Origin of the sequence: Thermomonas fusca, from assembly GCF_005862345.1 — a bacterium.
Lineage (GTDB): Bacteria > Pseudomonadota > Gammaproteobacteria > Xanthomonadales > Xanthomonadaceae > Thermomonas > Thermomonas fusca.
This window is the reverse complement of record NZ_SROY01000001.1, coordinates 16,678-33,448: the sequence shown is the minus strand read 5'-3', so window position 1 is coordinate 33,448 and position 16,771 is coordinate 16,678. Positions and strand designations below refer to the sequence as shown.

General features: G+C 63.2%; 12 protein-coding genes and 1 pseudogene. 6 read left to right on the top strand and 7 right to left on the bottom strand.

What is annotated here, in order from left to right:
* Nucleotides 1–22: 22 nt before the first annotated feature.
* A complete protein-coding gene (locus tag E5S66_RS00140; protein ID WP_138346361.1) occupies nt 23–1,438 on the bottom strand; it encodes a hypothetical protein in 1,416 nt (471 codons plus the stop codon).
* Nucleotides 1,439–2,404: 966 nt separating this feature from the next.
* Between E5S66_RS00140 and E5S66_RS00135 the strand changes: the two genes are divergently transcribed.
* From E5S66_RS00135 to E5S66_RS00125, 3 genes are all read left to right on the top strand, one after another.
* Entirely contained in the window at nt 2,405–3,169 is a 765-nt protein-coding gene (locus E5S66_RS00135; protein ID WP_138346358.1) for a sigma-70 RNA polymerase sigma factor region 4 domain-containing protein, read from the top strand.
* A gap of 115 nt (nt 3,170–3,284) precedes the next feature.
* A complete protein-coding gene (locus E5S66_RS00130; RefSeq protein ID WP_138346355.1) occupies nt 3,285–4,541 on the top strand; it encodes a hypothetical protein in 1,257 nt (418 codons plus the stop codon).
* 2 nt (nt 4,542–4,543) lie between these two features.
* Nucleotides 4,544–6,301: a DEAD/DEAH box helicase gene (locus E5S66_RS00125; RefSeq protein ID WP_138346352.1), complete on the top strand. Its 1,758-nt coding sequence runs from the start codon at nt 4,544–4,546 to the stop codon at nt 6,299–6,301.
* A gap of 372 nt (nt 6,302–6,673) precedes the next feature.
* On the opposite strand, the gene E5S66_RS00120 is transcribed toward E5S66_RS00125, so the two are convergent.
* The 3 genes and pseudogenes from E5S66_RS00120 to ubiK all read right to left on the bottom strand — a co-directional run bounded on the left by E5S66_RS00120 (nt 6,674) and on the right by ubiK (nt 9,558).
* The gene (locus tag E5S66_RS00120; protein ID WP_138346350.1) at nt 6,674–8,068 is read right to left on the bottom strand and encodes a DNA cytosine methyltransferase; all 1,395 of its coding nucleotides are present in this window, start codon (nt 8,066–8,068) and stop codon (nt 6,674–6,676) included.
* Nucleotides 8,069–8,440: 372 nt separating this feature from the next.
* Nucleotides 8,441–9,280, bottom strand: a pseudogene (locus E5S66_RS00115) (YifB family Mg chelatase-like AAA ATPase); the annotation flags it as partial.
* An 11-nt stretch (nt 9,281–9,291) separates the two neighbouring features.
* Nucleotides 9,292–9,558 (bottom strand): ubiquinone biosynthesis accessory factor UbiK, encoded by a 267-nt coding sequence (gene ubiK, locus E5S66_RS00110; RefSeq protein WP_138347751.1) that lies wholly within the window; start codon nt 9,556–9,558, stop codon nt 9,292–9,294.
* A 175-nt stretch (nt 9,559–9,733) separates the two neighbouring features.
* On the opposite strand from ubiK, the gene E5S66_RS00105 reads away from it, so the two are divergent.
* Complete coding sequence (locus E5S66_RS00105; protein ID WP_138346344.1) at nt 9,734–10,072, top strand: P-II family nitrogen regulator; 339 nt, start codon at nt 9,734–9,736, stop codon at nt 10,070–10,072.
* A 6-nt stretch (nt 10,073–10,078) separates the two neighbouring features.
* Here E5S66_RS00105 and E5S66_RS00100 read toward each other — a convergent pair whose 3' ends face one another.
* Both E5S66_RS00100 and speE read right to left on the bottom strand, forming a co-directional pair.
* Complete coding sequence (locus E5S66_RS00100; RefSeq protein ID WP_171033418.1) at nt 10,079–11,995, bottom strand: tetratricopeptide repeat-containing diguanylate cyclase; 1,917 nt, start codon at nt 11,993–11,995, stop codon at nt 10,079–10,081.
* A 95-nt stretch (nt 11,996–12,090) separates the two neighbouring features.
* A complete protein-coding gene (speE, locus tag E5S66_RS00095; RefSeq protein WP_138346338.1) occupies nt 12,091–12,945 on the bottom strand; it encodes a polyamine aminopropyltransferase in 855 nt (284 codons plus the stop codon).
* Between the two features lie 168 nt (nt 12,946–13,113).
* Here speE and speA point away from each other — a divergent pair, with 168 nt between their 5' ends.
* Together speA and E5S66_RS00085 are read left to right on the top strand one after the other, a co-directional pair.
* Complete coding sequence (gene speA, locus E5S66_RS00090; protein WP_138346335.1) at nt 13,114–15,000, top strand: arginine decarboxylase; 1,887 nt, start codon at nt 13,114–13,116, stop codon at nt 14,998–15,000.
* Entirely contained in the window at nt 14,997–16,127 is a 1,131-nt protein-coding gene (locus tag E5S66_RS00085) for an acyltransferase family protein (protein ID WP_425472139.1), read from the top strand. Before speA ends, E5S66_RS00085 begins: the two co-directional genes overlap by 4 nt.
* On the opposite strand, the gene E5S66_RS00080 is transcribed toward E5S66_RS00085, so the two are convergent.
* Nucleotides 16,124–16,771: an ATPase gene (locus E5S66_RS00080; protein WP_138346332.1), complete on the bottom strand. Its 648-nt coding sequence runs from the start codon at nt 16,769–16,771 to the stop codon at nt 16,124–16,126. The genes E5S66_RS00085 and E5S66_RS00080 overlap by 4 nt on opposite strands.

Sequence of the window (16,771 nt, the reverse complement as noted above, 5' to 3'; positions counted from 1 at the left end):
GTAGACCTTGGGTAGGACGGAACTAGCGAAGAATCAATGAAAGCACCTTTTCTGTCAGCCGATTTTTGAACTGGGCCCGTGTACGCTCGGGTGTCTGGTTGAGGAGGTGCGGTTGATGCTTGACTCGTTCGAGCACCAATCCAAGGCGCAGCGATGTTTCGCACTCCCAAGGGCAGCCGGGGCGGTGAGGAAAGGCGCCTAGCCATTGCTGAAGGTGTTGCTCACTCAGGGTTCCGCCATGGCGGCGCTCCGTGAGGATGAGCCGAAAGCTCTCGCTCTCGGTAAGAGTCTCGGCATCAAGCAAGTAGATGTGTCGCAGTTCGTTGGTCAGACGCGCTACCACGAACCCTCGCTTAGTGCCGCGCTTGGAATTATGCATGCGCACAGTGCCGGTGCCGAATGGAAAGTCACCCTTCCAGTAAGTGCCGATCTCCGGATGAGCCGCTACTTCTGTCATGACATCAGCAAACAGGGGCGCGATCTCGAGCACATGCGCCTTCGTGCGCTGGTGGTCATCCGCGCGCGCCACATTGCTACTAGCTAATGGTGCCACGCCGGGTTGAGTGAGTGCCGTATCATCGACCGACGCGCCTTGGATGGGCACCGGTGGTTTGTCGTCATGCCCACCGCGGTAGTGCTGTTCGGTCTTGTCGGGTGGTGGCCTGACTTCGACGTTGAGCGCGCTGTTTCCGAAGAACAGGGCTATGGCAGGAGCGCTCTCGAGTGACCCATCATGGCCATCGCCATACAGATCCAAGGCGTCCTCTTCTGGAAGGATGATCCGGGTCGTGTTGCGGTGGACGCGAGGGAGTTCGCTGTTGGAGTGGGGGCCTTGGCGAAAATCCGTGGCAGAGGACACCTGGATCCACTGATATGGCATGGGCTCTTGGGTGCCGCGCAGGCAAGTTACCAGTAAGCGCTCGGGTTCGGAGCCGTGGGCCGGAACGGGAACGTAGTCGATGTTCCAGCGGGAAAGGCAGCGAAACGGTGGCTTGACCGGTGGGAGCTGAATCAGTGGGCGCTGGCTATTGCCCTTGATGCTTTGATGAAGGTACTCGGCACCCTCCCTGCCCGCTGGATCCAAAATGAGTCGGGCCAGACACAGTGCCACGTCGCGCGAAAGACGATCGGCGTGGACGATCTGGGCGCCATCAGGTGGGAGTAATCGGGTGTTCTCGGGCTGCCACGGTACGTAGCGCGCGCTCACGGTATCTGGGCGCGTGATCGCGCCGGCCAGCACACTGGGGATGATCCTACTGTCGAACAAGTACCAGTTGCGGATAATCTCCCAGTTAGGGACGATTAGTTCGATGCCCTGGCGTGTTCGGTAAACCCTGCACCATGAAGGTCCGGACATCCTATGAAGCGGATAGATCCATGGTGGCAATAGATCGTAGGGGTTTCGGGCGCGCTGCTGCGTCGCATCGAAGCTATCCATGTCCACATGGAACTCGCCGCTCTCGGTCGGGTGAAAGCCGGCGAGCGCTCCGTCTCTCCAAAGAGTCGTGGCCGTCAAGTAAGGCAGGCATCCGATGGGCAAGCTCACCGTTATGACGCTCGGGTTGCGCGAACCGGCTTCCACGAACTGAGCATCGACCAGGTAACTGAAAGGTGCGGTGGCCTTTGACGAGCATAAGGAGCCCACCCAGTTCAACCGGAAAGTGCCAGCTCCATGCCGGGCCAATTCGACTAGTCGCGGAACCTTGGGTGGCTGCACGCGGCGGTGCCTGCTAGCTGTACTCACGCCGCCTCATGGCGCTCGATGAGGAAAGTTTGCTTCTGGTACATGCACAAACGCCTGGATATGACGGAAGCGTTATCGGCACTTAAAGACACATCTGATGCCGTCCTCAGCAGCCTCTGTGATTGGAGAAGATTTAGACGGTAGATCATTCATGAACCTAAGGCATACAGGCCTCTAAGTTCGACGCTGTCACCGAATCGCGGTTCGGCCGTACCCCCCCCATGCCAGCAGGATTCGTAGCATCCATGTGGCCTCTGCGTCGCCAGTTGCGGTGGCGGCATGGAGAGCATCGAGCAAGGCTTCGACTGTCATTGGGGAGTCCTCACGAGTTGGGAGGTCGCAGGATTGAGAAATTTGCGTTCTGATGTCATCGGGCTAAGCCTTGGCATTGGGTAGGAGTTTTCCTTCGGAAGACGAAATTTCCGAAGATTCCGCAGACCAATGCCGGAAGATCACTCAGTGTCGTCTGTGAGGTAGAAGCTCATCCGACCTACCGCGAGGTGCAGCAAGCGACTAGCTGAAGTTCAAGAGGAACGCGAACCGCAGCTATTGCCGGATCATTCCCATGTGGCGTGTAATCGACTTGGAGGGGGCAACTCGTCTCAGTCGTCATGCACTTTCGGCTGAGTCGGAGTGGGCGGAAGCTAAGGGGGTGAAGGCATGCACGATGATGATTCGGCTGGCGATAGCAAGTTGGATAAGAGGCCGAGTCGACCGGCGCTTCTGGCGTCCGCTATGCGTACGCTATGGAATGGACGCGATCGCACCAGTACGGCGGAGTTGTTCGCGTTAGCGAGCGATGCTTTTGATGAGCGCGCCCGGCAGTATCTAGCGCGCGAGTATGGCTTGGGTTTCGACCAGGTCGACGACTGCATTGGGGATGCATTGGAAGTCTTGTTCAAGAAGTGGAATGGGGCGGCAACTGACGTGGTAGAGCCATACGCATATCTTTGGGGCACGGTGAAACGGCGTGCATTAGTTATGCAGCGGCTCTTGAGCGTCAATCGGGCAGGGCCGCTCGAGCAGGACGAAGTACGTCCATCTGGCTATGAGGAGTTGGTATCGATCGAGAGTGACGTGGCTACCATCTGGTTCGAAGAGCTAACCGAGCAGGACACACTTCCGGAGGATCGGGATTGGATCCAGGAAGTGCTGGCTGTAGCTATCACACGACTGCCTCTCGCCCTACGTCGAGTTGCCGAGTTCATGCTGCTACCCGAGTTCAGCCACCAGGAAACCTCAGCACAGGAGGCGTGCGCGGAGTTAGGGATGTCGGCAAGCGCGTTCCGACAGAACAAGCACCGCGCCCTAGAGAGGCTGCGCAAGACAATTCCTGGGGTCGTCGAGGAGCTTGGCGTTGAGTTAAGACCTAGGGATGCTGAGTCAATATTCGTAGATCGGCCGAGCCTCGGCCAAGACGGCTAGGACTGGCTGTCACACGCGCGCACTAGTGGGTAAGTAAAGGCGCGCATGCCTGGCAACATCTGCTTGATTTGTCACACGCGCGCACTAGTGAGTAAAACCTAGAGGAGCGCGCAACGTGACCAACCCCGCAAACCCGTGGCCCAGCATCCTGGATCGCTACGTGCAAGAAGTGGCCAAAGATGACAAGGAGAATCACCCCCGAAAAACAGTCCGTCGCTACCACGGCCGCGATGTCTCGCTCTGGGCGGGCAAAGTGCATGTTGACGATGTCGACGGATGGGTGGAGAACACCCGGCTGAAGCACTACTTGCGCCGCTGGCAGTCGCGGAATAGTGATTCTTTGCTGTTGCCGACCACCGACGATATCTACGACATCATGATTGAGGCGGACGAGGAGGAGTCTGCCGAAGCCAAAAAGCCGTTTCACTTGGATCGCTTGGCTCAGAACATCGTTCGTAATCAGATCCAAGAGCCGGTGGTCATCCACGTTCGTAGCGACGGAAAAACCGTGCTGTGGGACGGGAACCGGCGCTTCTTCGCTACCAAGCATCTGATGCGAAATGAAGCTTATCAGAGTGCTCGCAAAAGCGGGCAATGGCTCCCGGCTTACGTTTACGAGGCGTCGGGTGATCCGGAGTTGGATAAGCAAACCGAGCACAAGATTCTGACCGAGCTCAATTTCATCGAGAAAGATCACATTCCGTGGCCGTCTTATGTGAAGGCGTCGGAAGTGCACCAGAGCTATAACTGGCTAGTAGCCAACGACAACAGTCCGACGCAGCAGCGCAGGGCGAAGGATCAGGTAGCCCGCGACTATGGCCTCGGCTCTGCCCGTCGAGCCGATCGCTGGATCAAAATGTTCGACCTTGCGCAGCGTTTTAAGAGTTACTGCGAAAACGAGCGCGAACGCGATGAGGTCGAGGTCGAGCTCAAGATTCAGGAGAAGTTTGAGTATTTCGACGAACTGACGAAGGCGGGCGTATGGGGGGCCATCAGGGACGATGTGGACGCTCAGTACGAGGTCTTCGAGTGGCTATGGGATGGCAAGTTCCAGGCTTTCCCCGACGTGCGGAACGTGCCGAAGATTCTGGCTGATCCGGTTGCCAGACGGCAGGCGAACACGCCTGACGACGTTGATGCTGTGAAGCGTGCGATTCGTACAGTCATCGCGAACGATCCTCTGATGATCAAGGACAAGGAGGCAGCTAACGAGAAAATCAAGCAGTTTGCACAGTGGCTCGATTCCTTCAAGCGCGAGGACTTTCGGCAGCTCGATTCGGACAGCCTCGGCAGTTTGCGGATCATTCTCTCGGACGTGACCCAAATGCTATCCGGGCTGCTGGGGAGCGCGTCGGCCGAGGCGGAAGCATAAAGATGGCGGCCGCCGTGCAAGTTGTGCTCAACGGGCGCACCACGGCCGTCTTGACGGCCGAGCGGGTGCGGCAACTCGCAGAGCTAGAGGTTGCATTGATCGCCGCTGGCTGCACGCCGATCGCGGGGCACAATCCGTCTAGGCTGACGGTGCCGCTCGCACAGCTTTCCGTGGTTATGCCTTCCTTGGAAGCGTGGGCGTGGACGATGGATCCTGAGACCAGCTCCGCCATGGACAAGCAGCGGCAAGTGCTCGAGCAACACAGGCTTGCTAAGGCCCGGGTGGGTTGGTTCGACAGCGACTTGGTGTCGGCCCAGGAGGCGCTTGAGAAAATCGTGCCTCCGGGCCTGCTGGATCCTCACCAAGTAGTTGCGGTGGCCGCTGCTTCAGATCCGATTGTTTCAGGCCTGTGTTTATTTGACGAGCAAGGCCTTGGCAAGACGTTGGAGGGCATTGCCGCGTTCCACGCGATGCGTCAACGGGGGCTCGTGCGGCGGGCGTTGATATTTGCGCCGAAGAACATGCTGACGGAATGGGAGCGAGATATACAGCGGTTTTTCCCTGGGCAGTATCGGGTTAACTTGGTGTCCGGGACGCCCAAGCAACGTCGGGCCGCTATCCAAGCCGATGCCGACCTCTACGTCGCCAACTTCGAGACTGCCATCACTGAGGAAGCCGCTCTTCGCAGCCTTCTGAAGATGAGGGTAGGTGGTGGTTTGCTTGTGGTGGACGAAAGCTTTCACGTCAAAAACCCGGAGGCCATTCGTACGGGGGCCATCCGGCGCCTACGGGAGAATGCTCGGCGATGTCTTGTGCTATGCGGAACCCCTGCGCCAAACGCACCAGGTGATATCGTTGAACAGTTCAACATTGCAGACGGCGGGATCACTTTCGCGGGGGTGAAGGTGCCGGATGACCTTGAGCAGGCTAAAGAGGTAATCGCTGCGACAATCGAAGCGCGGGGCGTCTACTTGCGCCGACTAAAGATTGATGTGCTGCCCGACTTGCCCGGAAAGACGTTTCATCGAACTTTGGTTCCGCTTACTCCAAGCCAGCAATCGCTTTATGTCAGCATGCTGCGCGAATATGTCACCGATCTTGAGCATGCAGACGCGGAATCCTTCAGCAAGGATCGCATCAGCTTTCTCGCAAGACGGGCTCGATTGCTGCGGATTTGCACTGATCCGTCTGGCGTCTCGGATGGGTTTGCGGAGGTTCCTGCTAAGCGTCAGATCCTAGACTCTTTGTTGGTCGACTTAATTGAGCAAAAAACTGAAAAAGTCGTTCTTTGGACTTCGTACACTCGCGCGATCGACGACTTGATGGATCGCTACGCCAAATACAATCCGGTCCGCATCGATGGCGCCGTGTCCGATATTGGGGTGCGCCGTGAGGCAATTACTCGGTTCCAAGGGGACGACACCACCAAGCTGTTCATTGGCAATCCTGCCGCTGCCGGCGCGGGCATTACGTTACATCGGGCTAAGGTTGCGATCTATGAGTCCCTGCCGATTCAGGCGGCGGCGTACTTTCAGAGCCTCGATCGCATACATCGACGCGGTCAGCAGCATCCGGTGGACTACATTATTCTCCTTGCTGCCGGAACCCTTGAGATTGGTGAATATGAGCGCTTGGTCAATAAGGCGCGGCGCTCTCGAGAGCTCCTCGGTGATCGCGATCCGGAAGATCTGACCTTGGATACGCTCTTGAATGAGGCGCATTTTGGGCTAAAGGTCGTCGAAGTGATGGATGGTTCCTAGAGTGGCACCCTCGACTCAGCACGAGTTCCGTGTAGCGAGCTTGGATGCGATTGCGCGGCTAGGCGGCTACTTGGAGCCTATCCCTCTTCCATGCCCCGGCCTCGGGATTCCTGACGTTGCGCGGTTCAACCCTCGTACTCTCGGAGTATTCATAGGCGACGGCAAAGCCACCGAATCCCCTGGTAACTCGGCGACGCTTGCGAGGCTGACGAAATATTCGGAGTTTTTGGTGCGTTGGCATCGCCTAACGGGCGCAGGGGTGATCCTGGCACTGGGTTTTACACGCCCAAGTGACACACTGCGGTGGTGGGATGCGATTCGCAGGCTGTCGCTCGCCAGCGCGCATTCACGATCGACGCTGCACGTCTTGGCTCAGGATGAGCGAGTCCTCGCGCTCGCTGTCCGGTGTGCTCCCTCGGGCCCTCGGGTGCCTAGCCGGGTCTTGGCCGATTTGGCCTGCCCTGTTGCGTGACGAGTCTGAATCCGTTTTCGAATCGGTGTATTGATTTTTTTCAAGAGGGAGCCGCGGTTGCTGTGGCCATTGTTCTCCCAATGGGATGAATCATCCACGCCGTGTAGGCGTCGATGTTTGGCCGGATTGAGCAATGTAGTGGGGCGTCGCATGAGTCTTTGCAGAAGGCCGTCGTTAAAGCAGAACACTCCTCGTTCGTCTACTCGGTCTCTTGATTTTCGTGATTTATCAAGTGCTTCGCCGAGAGCGCGACCTAATCCAACTGGGACTGCGTTGCCGATCTGCCGGTAAGTCGCGCCTAAGGATCCAGCAAACTTCCAGCATAGGGGGAATTCTTGGATCCTGGCATATTCAAACGTGCTCAGGGTGCGGTTTTCCGTCGGATGCCCCAGCAGGGTCGCGCGGGCTGCAGGATTCGTGACAAGGGATGGTGCGGGCCGATCCCACGATAGGCGGCGAAGGAAACCTGTTCGGCCGCCCCAAGAGTCCAGCGCTTTTCCCATCGCTTCGCGCTGCAACTTCGCTGGAAGATTGCGCCAATCGCCGCCCGCTGGAATCAAGGGCAGGAATCGTTGTTGGATCGCGTTGAGCGGCTCGTGCAAAGGTGGTTCGGTCGCTGGGGCGCGGCTCAAGGCTTGCCGGACTGTGACCCAAGATGAGAGGCCATTGGAACAGTCCTCACTATGGGTCTTGATCGGCATTGCCACCGGATGCCCATCACGGGAGCCCATGGCGATGAAGCGCTCGCGCTTCTGAGGGGTGCCATAGTCGGCTGCGTTCAAGACGTCGAAGATAGTGTAGTAGCCCAGCTTGCGTAGCTCGTCCACTACTCTGGCGAAGGCCGACCCCAGCAGTTCGTCCTCTTCCAGAGGGGGATGACCAGGGCCTCTGAACTTCAAGGGGCGATGACGCTCGGCAGCCGACAATAGGCCCCGCACGTTTTCCATTAGAAAGAAGGTGGGGCGCGCTTGGCGTACGACTCTTACGAATTCAAGGAACAGGTTTCCTCGGGGGTCACCAAGAGATGCGCGTTTGCCAACCGTGCTGAATGCCTGGCAGCATGGTCCCCCAACTACGATGAACTCGTCGCCCGCCTTTAATCCTGCTGCAGCAAGGATTTCGGAGGTCTTAACCTTCTCGATGGGACGAGCGATCACCGGTAGATCGGGGCGGTTAAGACGAATCGTCGCAACCGCGGTCTTGTCGGTTTCCACGGCGACAACGACCTCGTGGCCTGCCGCCTCCATTCCCAAGTCGAGCCCCATGGCGCCGCTGAAGAGCGAAACAACTTTCATCTGACCACCGACCTTGCCTATTGGATCTCACGCTTTTGGGCTTCAAGATCCATCTCGTGTTCGCTGGACCTTACCGCTTTAGCGCAGCAAGGTCCAGTTTTTTTTACGTAGAGTAGCCTCGGCAAACATCGTGGGCGAGAGTTCCGTGGTGAGAGCTCTTCAATTTCCGGCAGAGCACGATCTGTGCGAGTGAGAATGGGGCCACTTCGTCTCAGTCCCTGCGACCCTGTTGGGCTCCCGATACCATCGATCCGACGCGGTTGCGACCCTCGCATTGGTTGCCCAGCTAATGAATGTGAAGTTGCTAGTAAGGCCAGCGACACACCAGTCGCAGTCACTATTGTGTAGTCGCCGACTCTTTGGGAATTGACAGCCGACCAGCGCGACCGCGCTGGCGGTGTGGTGCGGGGCGCGGAACGGCCGCTGCCGCCAGCGCGTCAGGTCCAGCCCGCGACCGCTGGCGGACGCGATGCTGGCGGCTTCCAGCGCTTCGGCATCGCTGGGTTCCGGCAGGATGCCGCCCAGTCGCGATGCCAACAGGGTCTTGCCGCTGCCGGGTGGACCCACCAGCAGCAGGTGATGGGCGCCGGCTGCCGCGATCTCCAGCGCGCGCCGCGCCTGCGCCTGCCCGCGCACGTCGGCCAGGTCCGGCATCGGGGTTTCCGCGCAGGCGCGCGGAATGGCCAGCGGCAGCGTCTTGCGGCCGTCCAGCGCGGCGCAGACTTCCAGCAAAGTGCGCGCGGTGCGCACTTCCACGCTGGCGGCTGCCAATGCGGCCTCTTCGCCGTTGCCCGGGGCCACCAGCAGGCGCCGCCCGCTGTTGCCGGTGGCCATCGCGGCGGCGAGCGCACCATCGACGGGGCGCAGTTCGCCGGTCAGCGCCAGCTCGGCGATGAATTCCCAGCCGTCCAGCGCTTCCACCGACAGCTGGCCGCTGGCGGCCAGGATGCCCAGGGCGATGGCAAGGTCGTAGCGGCCGCCGTCCTTCGGCAGGTCGGCGGGGGCGAGGTTGACGGTGATGCGGCGGGCGGGGAATTCGAACTGCCCGCACTGGATCGCCGCGCGCACCCGATCCTTGGCTTCGCGCACCGCTGCTTCCGGCAGGCCGACGATGGACATCGACGGCAGCCCGCCGGCCAGGTGCACCTCCACCCGCACTTCGGGCGCACGCACGCCCACCCGCGCACGGCTGTGCACGATCGCAAGACTCATGGTGGCGGCCCTCAGTGGCGCGCGGCGTCGGTGCGGTCGCCGGCCTCGGCCAGTTCGGCCAGCTGGCGCTCCAGCGCTTCCAGCTTGTCGCGCGTGCGCGCCAGCACCGCGCGCTGCACGTCGAATTCCTCGCGGGTCACCAGGTCCAGCTTGCCCAGCCCGGCCTGCAGCACCGATTTGAAATTCTGCTGCAGCTCCTCGCGGCCATCGCGCAGGCCCGGCGGGACCAGGCTGCTGAGGCGGCGGGCAAGTTCGTCGAGTTGGGCCAGGTCGATCATGCGTGCGGATGTCATCGGAGGGGCCTCCTGCAGGGTGTCGCCAGCATGCGCGGGAGGATGTGCGCGCGCCGTCGGTGCGGGGCCCGGAGCGGGGTGGGGAAAGTCCGATCCTGCGGGTGCAAGTATGCCCGCATCGCCCGCGATATGCTCATCACATCAGGCAGGAGAACCGATGATGAAAATGGTGATGGCGGTGATCAAGCCGTTCAAGCTCGACGATGTGCGCGAAGCGCTGGCGGAGGTCGGCGTGGCCGGCATCACCGCTACCGAGGTGAAGGGGTTCGGGCGCCAGAAGGGCCATACCGAGCTGTATCGCGGCGCCGAATACGTGGTGGATTTCCTGCCCAAGATCAAGCTGGAAATCGCCGTCACCGACGACCGCGTGGAAGCGGTGACCGAAGCGATCATCAAGACGGCCGGCACCGGCAAGATCGGCGACGGCAAGATCTTCGTCTGGGATCTGGAGCAGGTGGTGCGCATCCGCACCGGTGAACTGGACGGCGACGCGCTGTAGCCGACGCTACTCTTCCACCCGGTCGCGGCCTTCGTGCTTGGCGCGATAGAGCGCCGCATCGGCGCGCGCAAACAGGGATTCGCGGGTGTCGTCGGGGAGCGCTTCGGCAACGCCGATACTGGTGCGGACGTGCAGCGCCGGATCGATGTCCGGCAGCTGCAGGGTACGTGTGGCATCCAGCAGTCGGTCAGCGATCATCAGCGCCTGCTCGCGGTTGGCGTCCACGCAGACCACCACGAATTCCTCGCCGCCGATCCGTCCCAGCAGGTCGCGCCCGCGCAACTGCGCCTGCCAGGCCACGGTGGTGGCGCGCAGCACGGCATCGCCCGCGGCATGGCCGTAGCGGTCGTTGATCGTCTTGAAATGATCCAGGTCCAGCAGCAGCACCGTCAGCGGCTTCTGCGTCCGCGCAGCTTCGGCCAGCGCCTGCTCGACGTTCTTCTCGATGGCGCGGCGGCTGGCCACCTCGGTCAGCGGGTCCGTCATCGCCAGCGTGCGCAGGCGGCGCGTGCGCTGGCGCTGGCGCAGCGCCAGTGCCGTCAGCACCGCCAGCAGCACGCCCAGCAGCAGGGCCAGAGTCTGCCAGCCGCGCACCCGCTCGAGCGCCTTCAGCTGCGCCTTGCGGGTGTTGGCCTCGGCGCGCAGCCGGTGGTTCTCGAACTCGCGCTTGCGGATCTCGTATTCGTATTCCAGCAGCCGGCTCTGCTCCAGCCGCATCTTGCCTTGCAGGGAGGTCTGCAGCGTCGAGTAGCGCTTGTAGTCGGCCAGCGCCTGCCCGGCGTTCCCCAGCGCCTCCTGGCTGGCGGCGCGCGCCTGGTAGAGCAGGGCAAGGTAGCGCTGGTTGCCGTCCTTCTCGATCAAGGGCAGCGCCTGCGCGTAGCGGTCCATCGCCTCCAGGTGCTGGCCCTTGCCGGCAAGCGCCTGACCGGTCAGCAGCAGCAGCATGTCGTCGTTGCCATGGCGACTTTCCGCCTCGAAGGCAGCACGTGCCTGCGCCAGGCTGGCCAGGGCGGCGTCGTGCTCGCCCAGTGACACCTGCGCGGCGGCCAGGCCTACGCGTGCATTGGCGGCGCTCAGGGGCTCCTTGTGGGCAAGGGCAACCTCGATCGCGCGCGCAAAAGAAGCCTTCGCCTTCTGCGGATTGCCCGACTCGTCGTACAGGTAGCCGAGCTGCACCAGGTCGGTGATCACCCGATCCCAGTCCTGCTTGTCCTGCATCCTCTCCACAGAGTGGGTGAAATAGCGTTCGGCCTGCGTCCAATCGCCAATGCGGCGATAGGTGATCGCGATCCACAGCATCAGCGAGTCGATCTCGTGGTCGATCCCGGCTTGGCGGAAGCTGGCGCGGGCGCGCTGGAAATCCAGCAGGGCCTTGGCCTGCTCGCCCTGCTGGGAAAGCAGCGAGCCGCGCTCGGTCAATGCTTCACCGAGCAGCTGCGACTCCGACGAATTCTCCAGCATGCTTACCATGCGGTCGGCTTCCAGCAAGGCCTGCCCGGCACCTTCAAGCTCCTGCACATAGCCGATCCGGCAGTACTGCGCGCGTCCCCTTGAGGCCAGGTCGCCCGCCGCCTGGGCGCGGCGCTGGGCCTCGTCGGCATAGGCCAGCCCCTGCTTCGGGTCCTTCCAGCGCTCGCTGGTGCAGTACACCGAACGGAATTGCACCTCGCGCTTGCGATCCCCCTGCGGCAGCAGCACGCGCAGTTGCTGCAGGCGGGCCTCGTAGTCCTCCCAGGTCATGTCCATGGAGCCTGGACCGATGACCTCGGCGAACACGGCGTCGAAGCGGGCTGCCGACGGCTGGGCCGACGCCGTCGCGACGCTCGTGGCGGTGGATTGGGTGGCGGGTTCGGCGGCCACACCCGAGCTGGCCGCCAGCACGAGTGCCAGCAGCAGGCTTGTCTTTCGCAGCAACCGGGTCATTTCCATCCGGGCTCCTGCACGCCAGCGCCGCCGTGTTGCGACAGCTCGATGGTATGCGGTTTTCCGGCGGCAGTGGGGGAGCTGCCCCCGGCGGGTCAGGCTTTCAGGGCGGCCGTCACAAATGGCGGCAGACTCTGCGCGCCCTTGTGGATGTCGGCGGTGTAATAGAGCGTGGCGAAGCCCTTGCCGCGGGCGTCGGCCTCACGGAAACCGAAATCGGCGCCGGCGGCCTTCTTCGCCATGGTGCAGCTCCACCAGCCGGTGGGATAGCAGGGCTGCGGGAATGGCAGGGTCTGGAAGCTGGCGAAGCCGGCCTTGCCCATCTCCGTGCGCATCTCGCGGATGAGGTCCAGCAGCACCAGCGGCGATTCGCTCTGCTGCACCAGGATGCCGTCGTCCTTGAGCGCGCGGTGGCAGCTTTCGAAGAAGGCCTGGTTGAACAGGCCTTCGGCCGGGCCGACCGGATCGGTGGAATCCACGATCACGATGTCCACGCTGCCGGGCGCGCAGTTGGCCATGTAGGCGATGCCGTCGTCGAACAGCAGCTCGGCGCGCGGATCATGGTTGGACTCGCACAGCTCCGGGAAATACTTCTCCGCCATCCGCGTGACCTGCTCGTCGATGTCGCACTGGGTCGCCTTCTCGACGCCCGGGTGGCGCAGCACTTCGCGCAGGGTGCCGCAATCGCCGCCGCCGATGATGACCACGCGCTTCGGGCTGGCGTGGGTGAACAGCGCCGGGTGCGACATCATCTCGTGGTAGAGGAAGTTGTCGCGGCTGGTCAGCATCATCGCGCCGTCGATCAGCATGACGTTGCCCCAGTCGGTCGATTCAAAGATCTCGATCTTCTGGAACGGCGACTGCACTTCGTCCAGTTTGCCGGTGATGCGGAAGCCGATGGACGAGCCGGCCTTGTCGAAGTTCTCGTACAGCCAGGTGGAGTCGGTCATGGCGCGGGGTTCCGGGGAATCGTGGTAACCGCGCATTGTAGCGAAAGGAGTTTCCTGCGATGTCGTGGCGGCCTGCCGGGCGCGCCCGGGCGGCGGCAGCCCGGCGGTGTCACCGCAGCAGGACGGGCGCGGCCCTACAATGCGCGCCTGTTTTCCGGAGTTGCCGCGATGTCCCACTGGTCCACCGACCTTGCCCGCAAGACCTATTCGATCCCGCATTGGGCCGACGGCTATTTCGACGTCGATGCGCAGGGCCGGGTGATCGTGCGTCCGCAGGGCGCGTCCGGCCCGGCGATCGCGCTGCCCGAGGTCATCGATGCCTCGTTGGCGGACGGCGGCAACCTGCCGGTGCTGGTGCGCTTCCCGGACATCCTCGGCCATCGCCTGCACAAGCTGCAGGCCGCGTTCGCGCAGGCGCGGCAGGACTGGGACTACAGCGGCGGCTACACCGCGGTCTATCCGATCAAGGTCAACCAGCACGCCGGCGTGGCCGGCACGCTGGCCATGCACCACGGTGAGGGCTTCGGCCTGGAAGCGGGCAGCAAGCCGGAGCTGATGGCGGTGCTGGCGCTGTCGCGCGCCGGCGGCACCATCATCTGCAATGGTTACAAGGACCGTGAGTACATCCGGCTGGCGCTGATCGGGCGCAAGCTCGGCCTGCAGACGTTCATCGTCATCGAAAAGCCCTCCGAGCTGAAGATCGCGCTGGAGGAAGCGGCGGCGCTCGGGGTCAAGCCGGGCCTGGGCGTGCGCATGCGGCTGGCCTCGCTGGGCGCCGGCAAGTGGCAGAACAGCGGCGGCGACAAGGCCAAGTTCGGTCTCGATCCGCGCCAGCTGCTGACCCTGTGGAAGGAACTGCGCGATGCCGGCATGGGCGACTGCCTGCAGCTGCTGCACTTCCACATGGGCAGCCAGATTTCCAATGTGCGCGACATCGCCGCCGGCATGCGCGAGGCCACCCGCTATTTCGTCGAGCTGTCGCGGCTGGGTGCCCACATCACCCATATCGACGTCGGCGGCGGGCTGGGCATCGACTACGAAGGCACGCGCAGCCGCAGCTACAACTCGGTCAACTACGGCATCCACCACTACGCCTCCAGCATCGTTCAACCGCTGGCCGAAGCCTGTCGCGAGGAGGGGCTGGTACCGCCGCGCCTGCTGACCGAAAGCGGGCGCGCGATGACCGCCCACCACGCGGTGCTGGTGACCAACGTCAGCGAGGTCGAGCGCGCGCCGGAAGGCCGGGTGCCGGAATCGCACAGCGACGAGTCCACGCCGGTGCGCCAGCTGCGCGAACTGCACGAGGAGATGGCGCAGCGGCCGGCGGTGGAGGTTTTCCACGAGGCCACCCAGGCGCATGCGGAAGGCCTGAGCCTGTACGCCCTGGGCCAGCTGGACCTGGTGCAGCGCGCGCGCATCGACGACCTGTTCTACGCGATTGCCCACGCGGTGAAGGCGCGGCTGACCTACGACGAGAAGAGCCACCGTGACCTGCTCGATGAACTCAACGAGCGGCTGGTGGACAAGTACTTCGTCAACTTCAGCGTGTTCGAGTCGATGCCGGACGTGTGGGCGATCGACCAGGTGTTCCCGATCGTGCCGATCGAGCGTCTCGACGAAGCACCGACCCGGCGCGGCATCATCGCCGACCTGACCTGCGACTCCGACGGCAAGATCGACACCTACGTGGAGAACGAGGACCTCGACTCCTCGCTGCCGCTGCACGAGCTGCGCAAAGGCGAGAACTACCGCCTTGGCTTCTTCCTCGTCGGCGCCTATCAGGAAATCCTCGGCGACATCCACAACCTGTTCGGCGACACCGATGCCATCGAGGTGAAGGTCAGTGGCGAGGGCTTCGCCATCGTCCAGCAGCGCCGCGGCGACACCACCGACGTGATGCTGGACTACGTCGGCTACAAGCTGGCCGACCTGCGCCGCGAATACGCCGCCAAGGTCGATGCCGCCCATCTGCCCGCCGACGAGAGCGAGCGCCTGAAGGCCGCGCTGGAAGCGGGCCTGACCGCCTACACCTATCTCGACGACACGCCGCAGTGAGCGGCGTTGCTGCGCCGGCAGCGCGGCTGCCCGGCCTGGATCTGCTGCGCGCCGTGGCGGTGCTGTGGACGCTGCAGTTCCACAGCTTCATCGTCGGCGGGCTGGGGCCGGACTGGTCGTGGCTTTCGCGCTACGGCTGGATGGGCGTGGACCTGTTCTTCGTGCTCAGCGGCTACCTGATCGGCGGCCAGCTGCTGCGTCCGCTGGCGCGCGGGGAATCGCCGTCGCTGCGCGCGTTCTACCTCAAGCGCGCGTTCCGCATCCTGCCGGCGTTCTGGGCAGTACTGGCGGTCTACCTGCTGTGGCCGGGCTTCCGCGAGGCGCCAGGGATGGAGCCGTGGTGGAAGTTCGCGCTGTTCTTCGTCAACCTCGACATCGACTACGCCGCCAACGCCGCGTTCTCGCACGCGTGGTCGCTGTGCGTCGAAGAACATTTCTATCTGCTGTTCCCGGCGCTGGCGCTGCTGCTGGCGCGCAAGCCGTCGCCGGCGAAATTCTGGGCCGTGTGCATCGCCGTGCTGCTCGGCGGCATCGCCCTGCGCAGCGGCATCTGGCTGCACGATGACGCCACCCGGCCACAGCGCCCGTGGTTTGTCGAAGACATCTACTACCCCACCTGGAACCGCCTCGACGGCCTGCTGATGGGGGTGATGCTGGCGGCGTGGCAGGTGTATCGCCCTGCTTCGTGGGCGCGCGCCGCGCAGCACGCCAACCTGTTCGCGCTGGCCGGCGTGGTGGTGATGGCGCTGGCGTTCTGGCTGTTCCGCGACCGCGTTGGCCTGCTTGGCAACAGCATCGGCTGGCCGGTGCTGTCGCTGGGGCTGGCGCTGCTGGTGTTTGCCGGCGCGCAGGCGCGTGGCGTGCTGGGCGCGCGCGCCCTGCCCGGCGCCGGCTGGATCGCGGCGATCTCCTACAGCCTCTACCTGGTCCACAAGCCGATGTACGCGGTGGTGCAGGCGCATTGGGGCAGCTGGCTGGAAGGCCGCGGCGTCGTTGCGTGGCTGCTCTATGGCGCGGCGTCTCTGGCCGCGGCGGCACTGCTGTACTACGCGGTGGAGCGGCCGTTCTTGCGGCTGCGTGGCGTGGTGTTGGCGCGGGGGAGTTCGGTCCTGCCTGCGATGGCTTAAGGCTGCCGCGTCTGCAGCCGCAGCGCCGCCTCCAGGATCGGTTTGGCCCAGTCGGGCGTCTGCCTGAGGACGCCGGCATCGGCAGGCCAGGTGATCCGCGCGGCTTCCATCTGCAACAGCAGGCGCGGGTCGCCGAGGGGGGCGCCGGCGGCGGCATCAAGGCTGTTGTCGTAGACCTGAAGCTGCGCAAGGTACGGCAGCAGCGCGACGAGGTTGGCCTGCGATGCGATGTAGCGTTCGTGGATCTTCGCTTCGGGAATGTCGTGCCCGCCCCGGCTGACGCGATAGCGCACGCGGGCGACATGGTGCTCGGGCGAATCCAGTCCGCAGAACCACATGGCGACATCATGGGTCTGCACGGCTTCGCGCAGTTTTGCGGCGATGGTGTTGCCGCCCAGCGTGGTTTCGAAAGCGTAGTCGCGGCCATCGGCGATGGCGGCTTCCAGCCTGCGCAGCCCTTCCTGCCACGCCGCCGCATTGGCATCGGCCAGCGGGCTGCCGGTGGCCTCCATCAGCTGGCGGGTGAAGGTATCCGGATTGAACCAGTCCATGCCGGCATGCCTCAGCGCTGCGCCGCCGATCGAGCTCTTGCCGGCGCCGTTGACCCCGGCAAGCACGAACAGCAGCGGACGCGCCGCCGGCAT